At 51.2% G+C, this 13,770-nt stretch carries 9 protein-coding genes; 8 read left to right on the forward strand and 1 reads right to left on the reverse strand.

The window, feature by feature from the left end; genetic code table 11:
• The first annotated feature begins 212 nt into the window (after positions 1-212).
• Together serS and ETF27_RS07815 are read left to right on the forward strand one after the other, a co-directional pair.
• A complete protein-coding gene (gene serS, locus ETF27_RS07810; protein WP_130829935.1) occupies positions 213-1,499 on the forward strand; it encodes a serine--tRNA ligase in 1,287 nt (428 codons plus the stop codon).
• A 98-nt stretch (positions 1,500-1,597) separates the two neighbouring features.
• Positions 1,598-3,958, forward strand: a complete 2,361-nt coding sequence (locus tag ETF27_RS07815) for a bifunctional dihydroorotate dehydrogenase B NAD binding subunit/NADPH-dependent glutamate synthase (protein ID WP_130829936.1) — start codon at positions 1,598-1,600, stop codon at positions 3,956-3,958.
• Positions 3,959-4,512: 554 nt separating this feature from the next.
• Here ETF27_RS07815 and ETF27_RS07820 read toward each other — a convergent pair.
• Positions 4,513-6,012, reverse strand: a complete 1,500-nt coding sequence (locus ETF27_RS07820; RefSeq protein WP_130829937.1) for a TrkH family potassium uptake protein — start codon at positions 6,010-6,012, stop codon at positions 4,513-4,515.
• 34 nt (positions 6,013-6,046) lie between these two features.
• Between ETF27_RS07820 and ETF27_RS07825 the strand changes: the two genes are divergently transcribed.
• The 6 genes from ETF27_RS07825 (at position 6,047) to ETF27_RS07850 (ending at position 13,723) form a co-directional block, all read left to right on the forward strand.
• The gene (locus ETF27_RS07825) at positions 6,047-6,361 is read left to right on the forward strand and encodes a hypothetical protein (RefSeq protein WP_130829938.1); all 315 of its coding nucleotides are present in this window, start codon (positions 6,047-6,049) and stop codon (positions 6,359-6,361) included.
• A gap of 106 nt (positions 6,362-6,467) precedes the next feature.
• On the forward strand, positions 6,468-6,827 hold the full coding sequence (locus ETF27_RS07830; protein ID WP_147785671.1) for a hypothetical protein: 360 nt from the start codon (positions 6,468-6,470) through the stop codon (positions 6,825-6,827).
• The gene (locus ETF27_RS07835) at positions 6,814-10,089 is read left to right on the forward strand and encodes a glycosyltransferase family 117 protein (protein ID WP_147785672.1); all 3,276 of its coding nucleotides are present in this window, start codon (positions 6,814-6,816) and stop codon (positions 10,087-10,089) included. Before ETF27_RS07830 ends, ETF27_RS07835 begins: the two co-directional genes overlap by 14 nt.
• A gap of 6 nt (positions 10,090-10,095) precedes the next feature.
• Positions 10,096-10,716 (forward strand): polysaccharide deacetylase family protein, encoded by a 621-nt coding sequence (locus ETF27_RS07840; protein WP_130829940.1) that lies wholly within the window; start codon positions 10,096-10,098, stop codon positions 10,714-10,716.
• Positions 10,685-11,662, forward strand: a complete 978-nt coding sequence (gene queG / locus ETF27_RS07845) for a tRNA epoxyqueuosine(34) reductase QueG (protein WP_147785673.1) — start codon at positions 10,685-10,687, stop codon at positions 11,660-11,662. The genes ETF27_RS07840 and queG overlap by 32 nt, the downstream gene beginning before the upstream one ends.
• 507 nt (positions 11,663-12,169) lie before the next feature.
• Positions 12,170-13,723 carry an ArnT family glycosyltransferase gene (locus tag ETF27_RS07850; RefSeq protein WP_147785674.1) on the forward strand — a complete coding sequence of 518 codons (1,554 nt, stop codon included), beginning with the start codon at positions 12,170-12,172 and terminating at the stop codon, positions 13,721-13,723.
• The last annotated feature ends 47 nt before the right edge of the window (positions 13,724-13,770 follow it).

Consider the following 13,770-nt stretch of genomic DNA (forward strand, 5'->3'; position numbering starts at 1 on the left):
GACAAACCAACACCGAACGGCAATGACCCGAAATCAAGTGCCGAAACGCAATGCCGCTTGTACCGGAAAACACAACGTCGAAACACGGAATTTAACCCGGTTCGCAAAGTCCGACAACCGAGAAAAAAAGATTACGCGAAATTTTCGTGCATTTCAAATATATTTTTCGTAACTTTGTTTCCCAAATAGGAAATCATAACATAAAAAGAAACATGCTTACATTAAAGCTCATCAGTGAGGAAACGGAACGTGTGATAAAAGGGCTTGAAAAAAAGCACTTTACCAACGCGCGCAAAACCATAGAAAAAGTATTGGAACTCGACAGACTTCGTCGCACCAACCAACAACAACTCGACAGCGGAAAACAACAACAAAACCAACTCTCAAGGCAGATTGGCGGATTGATGAAGGAAGGAAAGAAAAACGAAGCAGAAGAAATAAAAAACAAAGTGGCAGAACTGAAAGCCACTGACAAGACACTTCGCGAGGAAATGGAAAAGGCACAAAATGCCCTAAACGAAGTGCTGCTCACCATTCCGAACATCCCCAACGATGACGTACCGGAGGGAAAAGACGCTTCCGACAACGTGGTGGTGAAAGAAGGAGGCACAAAACCCATCTTCAACGAAAAGGCATTGTGCCACTGGGACTTGTGCAAGAAGTTCAATCTCGTGGACTTCGACCTCGGAGTGAAAATCACCGGAGCGGGATTCCCCATATATATAGGTAAGATGGCACGACTGCAACGTGCGCTGGAAGCATTCTTCCTCGATGAAGCACGCAAGAGCGGATACTTGGAAATACAACCCCCGCTACTCGTCAATCAGGCATCAGGACTCGGCACGGGACAATTGCCCGACAAAGAAGGACAGATGTATCACGCACAGACCGACGACCTCTACCTCATTCCCACCGCAGAAGTACCCGTTACCAACATCTTCCGCGACGAAATCCTCGAAGAAGAACAGCTTCCCGTGAAACGTTGCGCCTATTCGTCGTGCTTCCGACGCGAAGCAGGTAGCTACGGCAAAGACGTACGCGGACTGAACAGGCTGCATCAGTTCGATAAAGTGGAGATTGTACGCATCGACACACCACAACATTCCTACCAATCGCTCGCCGAAATGCTCGACCACGTGGAAAGACTGCTCCAAAAATTGGAACTCCCCTATCACATCCTGCGACTTTGCGGCGGCGACATGAGCTTCACTTCAGCCATCTGCTACGACTTCGAAGTATGGAGCGCGGCACAAGAACGCTGGCTGGAAGTAAGTTCCGTGTCCAACTTCGAAAACTATCAGGCCAACCGCCTGCACTGTCGTTACCGCCGCTCGGCAGACAAAAAGATAGAACTCTGTCACACCCTCAATGGTTCGGCATTGGCATTGCCCCGCATCGTGGCAGCCATCATTGAGAACAACCAGACAGCTGAAGGCATTCGAGTGCCGAAAGTACTCGTACCCTACTGCGGATTCGAGTTGCTTGACGACAAGAACTGACCCTTCTGAGGACATTCCCTTTCCACAAAAACATCAACCCCACTCCACGATTAGCACCAAAAATGCCAACCGGGAGCGAAAAGGACAAAGAAAATATCATGAACAAGATTATCAGCAAAGAACAATTCTCAGAGAAGGTGTATTGCATCGTTGTGGAAGCACCCCTCATTGCACGAAGTTGCAAACCGGGAAACTTCATCATCGTTCGCGTGGACAAGAACAGCGAGCGAGTGCCTTACACCATTGCCAAATCCGACCCTGACAAAGGAACACTCACCATGGTCATTCAGGAAGTGGGACTCTCCTCCACCAAGTTGTGTAAATTAGCACCCGGCGATGAAGTACTCGACATCGTAGGTCCGTTGGGCAACGCCTCGCACATCGAAAACTACGGCACCGTGGTCTGTGCAGGCGGAGGTATCGGCATCGCAGCTATCCTGCCCATCCTCACGGCACTGAAAAAAGCCGGCAACCGCGTCATATCCGTACTCGCCGGACGCACCAAAGAACTGGTAATCATGGTGGACGACGTGGCAAAATATTCCGATGAAGTCATCATCATGACAGATGATGGCTCTTATGGGAAGAAAGGTGTCGTAACCGTAGGTGTGGAAGAAGTCATACAACGCGAGCATGTGGACAAGGTGCTTGCCATCGGTCCACCCATGATGATGAAGTTCACATCGCTGCTCGCCAAGAAATACGGCATCCCCAACGATGTATCGCTCAACACCATCATGGTGGACGGAACGGGAATGTGCGGCGCTTGCCGACTGACGATTGGCGGAAAGACGAAATTCGTCTGCATAGATGGTCCGGAATTCAACGGCGACCTCGTGGATTGGGACGAGATGTTCAAACGAATGGGAACGTTCAAGGGAGTGGAACGCGAAGAGATGGAACGCAAATCCGCTGTCATCGAACACACGGAAAAGAAAGACGAGAACGCAGCACCTGCCGGGACGGACAACTTGCACCCTGCGGAAGAAACGAAAGTGCCACTCGCCGAACTTACCAACCGCGATGCTGAATGGCGAAAGGAGCTGCGCAAGAGTATGAAACCCAAGGAGCGAACAGCAATAGAGCGTGTGCGAATGCCGGAGCTTGACCCAATCTATCGCGCCACGACACGCACCGAGGAGGTGAACAAAGGACTGACAACGGAAATGGCAATGCGCGAGGCGCAACGTTGTTTGGATTGTGCCAAGCCCACCTGCATGGAAGGTTGCCCGGTGAGCATCAACATCCCAAGTTTCATCAAGAACATTGAGCGCGGACAGTTCCTCAATGCCGCCCGTGTGCTGAAAGATACTTCCGCTTTGCCGGCAGTCTGCGGTCGCGTCTGTCCGCAGGAGAAACAGTGCGAGAGCCGTTGCATCCACCTGAAGATGAACGAGCCTGCCGTTGCCATAGGTTATTTGGAACGTTTCGCTGCCGACTACGAACGCGAGAGTGGAAACATCACCCTGCCCGATCTTGAACCATCGAATGGCATCAAAGTGGCAGTCATCGGGTCAGGACCCGCCGGACTGAGTTTTGCCGGCGACATGGTGAAAAGAGGTTTCCAAGTATATGTCTTCGAGGCACTCCACGAGGTGGGAGGCGTATTGAAATACGGCATACCGGAGTTCCGACTGCCCAACAAAATCGTAGAAGTGGAGGTGGAGAACCTCAGAAAACTCGGCGTACACTTCCAAACCGACACCATCATTGGAAAAACCATCAGCGTGGAGGAATTGGAACGAAACGGATTCAAAGGCATTTTCGTGGGGTCGGGAGCCGGACTTCCCAACTTCATGGGCATACCCGGTGAGAACAGCATCAACATTCTTTCGAGCAACGAATATCTCACACGTGTCAATCTCATGGATGCTGCCAACCCCGATACCGACACTCCCATCATCATTGGCAAGAAAGTGCTCGTCGTGGGAGGTGGCAACACCGCCATGGACTCCTGTCGCACGGCAAAACGGCTGGGTGCCGACGTTACGCTGGTTTATCGCCGTTCCATCGAAGAAATGCCAGCAAGAGCCGAAGAGGTGAAGCACGCTCAGGAGGAAGGCATCAACTTCCTCACGCTCCACAACCCAAAGGAGTATCTCGCCGATGAGAATGGGCGCGTCAGCGGTGCAATCCTCGACGTAATGCAGCTTGGCGAACCCGACGAGAGTGGTCGGCGCCGTCCGGAAACCACGGGCAAGACAATTACCATCGACTGCGATCAGGTGGTGGTGGCAGTGGGTGTATCGCCCAATCCGCTGGTTCCGAAATCCATCAAGGGCTTGGAATTGGGCAGAAAGAACACCATCGTCGTGAACGAGAGCATGCAGAGTTCGCAAGCCGACATCTATGCCGGTGGAGACATCGTGCGTGGCGGTGCCACCGTCATCCTTGCCATGGGCGATGGCAGACGCGCAGCGAAGAACATGGCGGAAAGCCTTCTGCAAAAAGGAAAATAGGCAAAAGCCGATTGGCAAACATACGATGGCAGGCGATTCTCCCTGCCATCATTCCTCAAAAGAAACGAGCAGGCGCATTGCGTCCGCTCGTTTCTTCGTTATATACTGCTGCTTCCATGAATATTCTTTTATCTCAAATCGCTCATTAGGATTTTTCGGTGTTCCATGGCAGTGAGAAAATCTTTATCTTTTCCCGATGGCACTCTAACCGCCATGAAATAACATTACAAAAACAACGTTCTCGACACACTTCGTAATCCGCTGATAATCAGTAGGATATTAATTGCTTTTTAAAAGCTTAGCTTTTGCACCATAATACATGACCTTTTGCATTGCAAAAGCTTAGCTTTCGGCGTGCAAAAGCTAAGTTTTGGATTGACGAATGAAGAATTTTCAGGACATTATTGAACTTTCTCCATGCCGCCGGGGAAGAATTTTCGTGTTTTCAACGCCCAAAAACCAAAGAATATGCCTGTCGGTTGTCTTGCCCCGACAGGCGCAGATGTCGATACATGAGTTTATGGAAGATGACTTGTGGTGAGAAAAATTGCTCACTAAGCCCAGCTTCCGCGCCAAGTGGGTGGATAAAAGATGAGCAGGAAACCGAAGATTTCCAATCGTCCGATAATCATCAGCACGGAGAGAATCCATTTCCCGGCATCGGGAAGCAACGCCCACGTGTAAGCCGGACCAAACTTGCCCAAGCCCGGACCGGTGTTGCCCATGGCGGAAACAACAGTTCCCGTTGCCTCGGTGAAGCCTACGCCCAACAACATCAGCAGCAGGCAACCCACAAAAATCAACACAAAGTAAGTGGCAAAGAAGGCAAGAACCGTGGTAACGACCTTGTTGTCGAACATTTTGCCGGCACGCACGGGCAAAACGGCATGCGGATGGAGGATTTGTCGGAACTGATTTTTGATGCAGATGGCAATAATTGCCAGGCGAAGGCTCTTGATTCCGCCACTTGTCGAACCCGTACAACCTCCCGAGAGCATGGCGAAGAGGATGAGCATCCACGTGAACGGCGGCCAAAGGTTGTAGTCATCGGTGGCAAAACCACAGGAGGTGTGCAAGGAAGACATTTGGAAAAATGCCTTTCTGAACGCTTCCTCCACTCCATAACCATTCTGCCAAATCAGCGTAAGGGTGATGATGATGGTGAGAACTCCCACGGAAGCCAAGAACCAACGCAGTTCGACACTGTGCCAAACCTGTCGGAAATGCCCCTTGACGGCTATGAAATAGAGTGAGAAGTTCACTGACGAGAAAAGCATGAACAGCGAAATGACATATTCCATAAATGGCGAATTCCAGTAAGCCACGCTCGCTTGTTTGGTGGAAAACCCACCCGTGGAAGTGGTGGTAAAGGCATGGCAGAGAGCATCGAAGACACCCATGCCGCCCGCGATGAGCAATACCGTCTCAAGGGCCGTGATGATGCAATAAATAGTCCAAATATAACGTGCCATGATGCGCGTCTTGGGATGTATCTTGTCATGCGTAACGCCCGTGGCTTCGGATGAAAAGAGCATCTGTCCGCTGGTGCCGAAGCCCGGCAGGAGGATAATGGTGAAGCAGACAATGCCCAGTCCGCCAATCCATTGCGTCAGACTGCGCCAAAAGAGTATGCCGTGGGGCATCTGCTCGATGTTGTTAAGAATGGTCGCTCCGGTGGTGGTGAATCCGGATATGGTCTCGAAGAAAGCATCTGCCACCGAGGGAATGTACCCACCCACGACATAAGGCATCATGCCAAAGAGTGTGTAGAAGACCCATGAGAATGCAACCACGATGTAACCCTCCGTCCGACTTGCCGTGTCGCTGCTGTTCCTACCGTAAATCAGCAGCGTAACACTGACCAACGCACAAGCCGACAAGGAAATGAGAAACGCTTTCCAGTCTTCCTCGCCATACCATAGCGACACGCCACAACAAGCTAAAAGCAACAACGGCTCAAAGAGCAACAGCTGTCCCACCATGTGGGCAATGAGCTTATGGCTCGCCTTATTGTCCGATTCCTTCGGGCGCGCCGTGAAAATGTTGAAATTCATAATCCGTATTCTCTATATTCAATCATCCTGCGGAATGAAGCGAACTCTTGTCGCAACCTGCTTCGGTTTGCATCTCGGGAGCACCGCCCACCCATATCCCGACATCATCCGACACCATCCGTGCAATTACTTCAATGACGAATGTAGTCTTGATCGGGAGGCGGGGAGAATTGCCGTTGCGCAACATCCGCCCTGCCCTTTCAGCCGGCAAAGGTACGCAAAATATATGATATGCAAGCGCAGGAAAGCAAAGAAAGTTAGAAGAGGAATCCCGATGGGAAAAATATTGAATGAAGAACGCTTCGCAACGACACTTCCACCCCCTTTGCCACACAAGATTCAGCGTTGAAAAACAAAAGCTAAGCTTTTGCTATTTAAAAGGTAAGCTTTTGCAACTCAAAAGGTAAGCTTTTGCAACTCAAAAGGTGAGCTTTTGCAGACAGGAGCGTAAGCTTTTGAAACACAACAACTTAGAAAGCAGGAAACACAAGGGAAAAAGACAGCCGGATTCTGCACTGCACGAGCCCCAGCGGCATGACTTTCCGCGCACGTCGGGAAGCAACAAGGAAGGGCAGTGTTGTCCCTTCCACCCACGCTCCGCAAGCCACGCCGGGGCTTGCGTGTGGAAAACAATCCATGAAGAGAATGGAAGCGATGATGTTAAAAATTGGAAAGATAAAGATTTTATCCCCTTCCCTTGTATATTTCTGAATTTATATTCTTATCTTTGCACCAATAAATTAGAGAATAACATACCCGTCGGACAGCCCGATGGGAACGACAAAAAATCTGATGATACGGATGAAACAGTTTAAAATCGTGGACATCGCAATGGGATGGCTCGCCTTTCTGATTGCGGCATTCACCTATTGCTCCACCATCGAACCGACAGCCAGTTTTTGGGACTGTCCCGAATTCATTACAACAGCTTACAGATTGGAAGTGGGACATCCCCCCGGGGCACCTTTCTTCGCCCTTACCGCCAATCTTTTCTCACAATTCGTCAGCGACCCCTCGCAAGTGGCACGCATGGTAAACACCATGAGCGCACTGCTCTCTGCCACCTGCATCCTGTTCCTGTTTTGGACCATCTCGCACCTCGCACGCAAACTCATCGTGCGCGATGGTGAGGAAATCTCCTTGCCAAAACTTATCGCCATCGAAGGCTCGGCACTGGTGGGCGCACTGATTTACACCTTCAGCGATACGTTCTGGTTCTCAGCCGTCGAAGGCGAAGTTTACGCCTACTCATCGGCATTCACGGCAGTGGTGTTTTGGCTCATCCTGAAATGGGAGGACAACGCCAACCAACCGCACGCCGACCGCTGGCTCGTGCTCATCGCCTACATGACCGGACTTTCCATCGGCGTGCACCTGCTCAACCTGCTCTGCATTCCTGCCATCGTTTTAGTCTATTATTATAAAAAGGTACCCGATGCCACACTGAAAGGCTCTCTGCTGGCATTGGGAGGCTCCGTCCTGCTCGTGGCAGCCGTGCTCTACGGCGTCGTCCCGGGCATCATCACCGTGGGCGGATGGTTCGAACTGCTCTTCACCAACACACTCGGCATGCCATTCAACACGGGAACAATCCTCTATATCTTCCTGCTGCTCGGCTCATTCATTTGGGCAATCTGCGAAACCTGTAAATGCAAGAATACGCCACGTGAGAACATCGCCTTCCTCATTGCCTTCGCGCTCATCGGTATCCCATTCGTGGGCTTCGGCTGGAGAGCATTCTTCACGGGCATCATCATCCTTTCCATCCTCTTCTTCGTACTGAAAAGAAAAAAAGACGGAAAGGCATGGGTCAGCTCGCGCACAAAGAACACCGCACTGCTCTGCATGCTCATGCTCATCATAGGCTATTCGTCCTACGCACTCATCGTCATCCGATCCACTGCCAACCCACCGATGGACCAAAACTCACCGGAGGACATCTTCACCTTAGGCAACTACCTCAGTCGCGACCAATATGGCGACCGACCGCTGCTCTACGGACAAGCCTACACCAGCCAACCGGCAGTGGAAGACGACGGAATGCACTACAAATTCAATGAGGGTGCACCCGTCTATCAACGCAAGGAAAAGGCTTCAGCCAATGAAAAAGACTCCTACTTCATCGTACGCCACAAGTCCACGCAGGTGTTCCAACAAAATATGCTATTCCCACGGTTGTGGGATGAAAGTCATGCCGCACAATACGAACAATGGATGGGCGGCATCGAGGGACACGACGTAGAGGGAGTGAAGATACCTACGCAATGGGAAAACCTGAAATTCTTTATCTCCTATCAGTGCAACTTCATGTATTGGAGATATTTCATGTGGAATTTTGCAGGCAGACAAAACGATATTCAGGGCAACGGCGAACCGGAACACGGCAACTGGATAACGGGAATAAGCTTCATCGACAACATGCTCTACGGCAATCAAGACCTCATGCCCGACGAACTGAAGGCAAACAAGGGACACAACGTATTCTACTGTCTGCCACTGCTGCTCGGCTTAATCGGACTTTTCTGGCAGGCTTATCGCGGACGCCGCGGCGTACAGCAATGCTGGGTGGTGCTCTTCCTCTTCTTTATGACAGGATTGGCCATCGTCTTCTATCTGAATCAGACACCGGGACAACCACGTGAGCGCGACTATGCCTACGCCGGATCGTTCTACGCCTTTGCCATTTGGTGCGGACTCGGCGTAACAGCCATCTACGACCGACTCAGGAAACTCAAGGTCGGAGGCGTGGCAGCTGCTGCCATTGCATCGCTTGCCTGCCTGATAGTACCCATACAAATGGCATCGCAGACATGGGACGACCACGACCGTTCCGGACGATACGCCGCTCGCGACTTCGGACAGAACTATCTGAACTCCCTGCAAAGGGAAGGTAGCCCCATTATCTTCACCAACGGCGACAACGACACATTCCCGCTGTGGTATAATCAGGACGTTGAGGGCGTCAGAACCGACGCAAGAGTCTGCAACCTCTCCTATTTGCAAACCGACTGGTACATCGACCAAATGCGCCGACCGGCCTACGACTCGCCGAGTGTCCCCATCAACTGGCAAAGAATCGACTATGTGAGCGGAACCAATGAGTATGTTCCCATCGACCCCTCGATTAAGGAGGAACTAAAGGCATTGTACAGGGACGACCCGCAGGCGGCACGCAGCGAATTTGGCAACGACCCATTCGAGCTGAAGAACATATTGAAATATTGGGTGCGCTCGAAAGATCCGCAACTCCACGTCATTCCCACCGATACCATCTACATGACCATCGACAAAGAGGCTGTGCGCAAGAGCGGAATGATGATACCAACCGACAGCATTCCCGACCGAATGGCAATCTCGCTTGCAGGAAAACAAGCCATTTACAAGAAAGATCTCATGATGCTTGAGATGATAGCGAACACCAATTGGACACGTCCGCTCTATGTAGCCATCACCGTGGGTTCGGAAAACTTCATGAACCTCGGCGACAACTTCATCCAAGAAGGATTGGTGAACCGCATCACACCGTTCTATACCAAAGGGGGCAGGAACAATTACGATACGGAAAAGTCATACGACATCATGATGAACCGATTTAAGTGGGGAGGAATGTCCACCAAAGGACTCTACATTGACGAGACCATCATGCGCATGTGCTACACCCATCGGCGTGAAATGGCACAGCTCGCCCTCAGACTACTCGAGGAGAAGAAGCCCCAGAAGGCACTGAAGGTGCTCGAAAAAGTAGAGAAAGAGCTGCCTTGTTACAACATCCCCGTTAGCTATCTCTCCGGCTCCGGCTACATGGCGCAAGCCTATGCCATGCTCGGACAGAAGGCAAAGGCAAGAAAGCTCTTCGACACGCTGTGGAAAAACTCATGGCAGTACATGCAATACTATCTCAGCTTGGATGAGCGTTACTTCAACATGAGTCAAAGCTCGTGCATGATGCACTTCCAAATCATGAAAGAAATGATGGATATTTGCAATGACACTGACCCGAATTGGGCGGCAAAGCACAAAAGACAATTTGCCATGCTGCTTCAAGCCTACCAAATGAAGGGCGGACAAATGAATTAAACTCATATGCTGATAGAGCAACCGGCAAGATGGATGAGATGGCTTTACCCCCACGCCTTGTGGAGGATGTCGCCCGATGAGCACGCCGTTTACCTGACATTCGACGACGGGCCCATACCGGAAGCCACTCCGTTCATCCTCGACACGCTCGACAAGTATGATGCCAAAGCCACTTTCTTCATGGTGGGCGACAATGTGCGCAAACATCCGGAAATCTTCGATGAGGTTGTGCGACGCGGACATCTCGTAGGGAATCACACCTATCATCATCTCGGGTCGTTCAGGCATTGGACTCTGACCTATGCCATGGACGTAATGAAGGCAAACCTCCTCATCAAGTCGCATTTCTTCCGTCCCCCTCACGGCTGGTTGCGCCATACGGTGTATTGGTGGGTGAAACAAAACTATCGGGTGGTGATGTGGGACCTCGTTACGCGCGATTACTCGAAATGGCTCACGGGCGAAGACGTGCTCCGGAACGTGAAGCAATATGCTCGAAACGGCTCCATCATCACGTTCCACGACTCGCTGAAAAGCATCGACAAACTCCATTACGCACTGCCCAAGGCTTTGGAATGGCTGAAGAATGAAGGGTATGAATTCAAAGTATTCAAAATTGGCGACTAAGATAAAAGCCGAGGCTAAACGTCTCGGCTTTTTCGCTTGTGGGGCGGCTCGTGCCGAAAAGGTGGACAAGGACACTGCACGGAGGGTCAGGACGTGGATAGAAAAGGGCGGAAATGCGGAAATGGGGTACATGGCAAACCACACCGACAAACGACTCGACCCAGGATTGCTCGTCCCCGGAACGAAAACCATCCTGTCGTTGGCGATGAACTACGCACCGGCAGAGCACATTCCCCCCGAAGGGTATCAAATTGCTGCCTATGCTTACGGCAGAGATTATCATGAGGTAATGAAAGAAAAACTGCGCGAGCTGTTGCAACGACTCAACGAGGCAGATGCACTCCCACCCCTACCCGCAGATGGCAATGCGGAAATACGCACATTCGTGGACACGGCACCGGTGCTCGAACGCTATTGGGCGTGGCGATGCGGACTGGGATGGGTGGGGAAAAACCATCAGCTCATCATTCCCCATGCCGGGTCGATGTTCTTTCTCGGCGAAATTTTCCTGCCTTTCGAACTGGATGCCTACGATGAACCCATGCGAAACCACTGCGGAAACTGCCAACGGTGCATCGACGCTTGTCCCACGGCAGCACTCGGCGAGGACAAGGAGTTCGATTCCGCCAAATGTCTGTCCTACCAACTCATAGAAAATCGTGGCGAACTATCCGACGAAGCAAAACGCACCATGGGCAATTGCATCTATGGTTGCGACCGGTGTCAGCAGGCTTGCCCATGGAATCGGTTTGCCATACCTTCGGACAATCCCGATTTCATGCCGCGACGAGAACTCTTGAGCATGACGAAAGAGGAATGGAACAACCTCACCATAGAGGAATATCGCCGCCTGTTCAAAGGTTCGGCGGTGAAACGCGCCAAATATGAAGGTCTGAAACGCAACATTGAGGCGGCAGGGACACCACCCACCGGGGACAAGGGCTAAGTCCGCACGCGAGAAGTCTTTTCCGTCCATGGGGAGGAAAAAAGTTCGATAATGTCCTAAATTTTCTTCATTCCTCCATCCAAAGCTTAGCTTTTGCACGCCGAAAGCTTAGCGTTTGCAATGCAAAAGGTCATGTATTGCAGTGCAAAAGCTAAGCTTTTAAACAGCAATTAATATTCTCCTGATTATCAGTGGATTACGAAGTGTGTCGAGAACGTGGTTTTTGTAATGTAATTTCATGGCGATTAGAACATAATTGGGAAAAGATAAAGAAATTCTCACTGCCATGCGCCACCGGGAAATCCCAATGACCGTGGGGAGAAAACAAGAGCTTCATGTTACAAAACTATGAAAAAAAACGGAAGAAAAGGAATTATTAACAAATTAATAGGTCATATTCGGCATAAATATCTACCTTTGCACACATCCTTACGCCGCAAAACTGAAAACAAGCGGCATGATGACAAACCAAGAGCATATATATAAAAGGTATAAGATTCTGACTACATGAGATGGAATAAATCGGACGCGGCATCCTGTTATGTTTTGTTTCTCCTCGCGGTGCTGCCAACATTGTTCCTGAGAGACTTCACCCCCGCCAACGAATTGCGCTATCTGAGCATCGCCGAAGAAGCCCTGCGCAACCATACGTTCTTTACTTTCACCAACCACGGCGTAGCGTATGCCGACAAGCCACCACTCTATTTTTGGTGGGTCATGCTCGGGAAATGGATGTTTGGAACTCACCGAATGTGGTTTCTCTCGCTCGCTTCGCTCGTTCCCGCCCTCATCACCGTGAGAACCATGGATAAATGGGTGGAAGGAGAAATGCCCGACACCAACCGAACCATCGCCCGCATGATGCTGCTCACGGGCGGACTCTTCGCCGGTCTTGCCGTAACGCTGCGCATGGACATGCTCTTATGTATGTTCATCGTCCTCGCCCTGCGCGAGTTCCATCGCATGACTCGCCCGCAGGAGAACCGCAATCGCTCCGCGCTCCTGCTGGGTCTCTACACCTTCCTCGCCGTGTTTAGCAAAGGCATGGTGGGTCTGCTCGTCCCACTCTGCTCCTCCGTGGTTTACCTGCTGTGGAACGGCGAAATCAAAACACTCTTCCGCTATTGGGGATGGCGAACCTGGGTGCTTCCATTGTTGGGTGCCACGCTCTGGCTCGGCGCCGTCTATGCGGAAGGCGGTACGGAATATCTCCATAACCTTGTCTTTCATCAGACGTTCGACCGTGCGGTCAATTCCTTCCATCACAAGGCACCATTCTATTATTATGCCATCGCCGTGTGGTATTCCATCGCACCATGGTCGCTCGTAGTCATTTCCATCATCGGCATGGCTGCCGTTCGCCGCCTGCCACTGTTCAATCTTCAACGCCTCTTCGCCGCCACCGCCGCTTCCACTTTCGTCATGCTCTCCTGCATCAGCTCCAAACTACAGGTTTATCTGTTGCCTGCCTTTCCTTTCATCATCTATCTTGCTGCCTTCCATCTGCAGACGATGGCAAGAGAGCGATGGCTGAAAATCATACTCTCCGTCACGGCAGGCATCTTCGTCTGCGCCCTGCCGACAGTCATCATCGTTGCCAACATCGGAGAAACGGCTTACCTCGCCCACCGGCTGCTCTTCGCCGCTGCAACGGTCATGACACTCGCCGGATTGCTCGCGCTGTGGCGCGTTTTCCGAAAGCAAAGCGAAGTCAAAGACGTTGTCGGCACGCTCTTCCACGGACTCTTGGCAACCCTCTTCATTGGCGGATGCGCACTGCCGGCAATCAACCCATGGATAGGCTATGGAGCATTGTGCCAAAAAACGAAAGAGATTGCCAACGAGAAACACACGCGGAAAATCAGCGCGTTGGAGTTGCGCCGACCGGAGAACATGGATGCCTTGATGGGACTGCCGGTGAATGAACTGAAAGAGAAAGATTTGGGACTGCTGCGCACCTCGCATCGCACGGTGGTGATGCTGCGCCGAAAGTATCTGAAATACTTTCCCGACAAAAAAGCATGCATTGTGGGACCCAATGCCGTCATTTACATTGATTGACGATGCCCCACTCAAGAATACAATCCATTTGATAAAAAACAACACCA

Source organism: Prevotella brunnea (genome assembly GCF_008016795.1).
Taxonomy (GTDB): Bacteria; Bacteroidota; Bacteroidia; order Bacteroidales; family Bacteroidaceae; genus Prevotella; species Prevotella brunnea.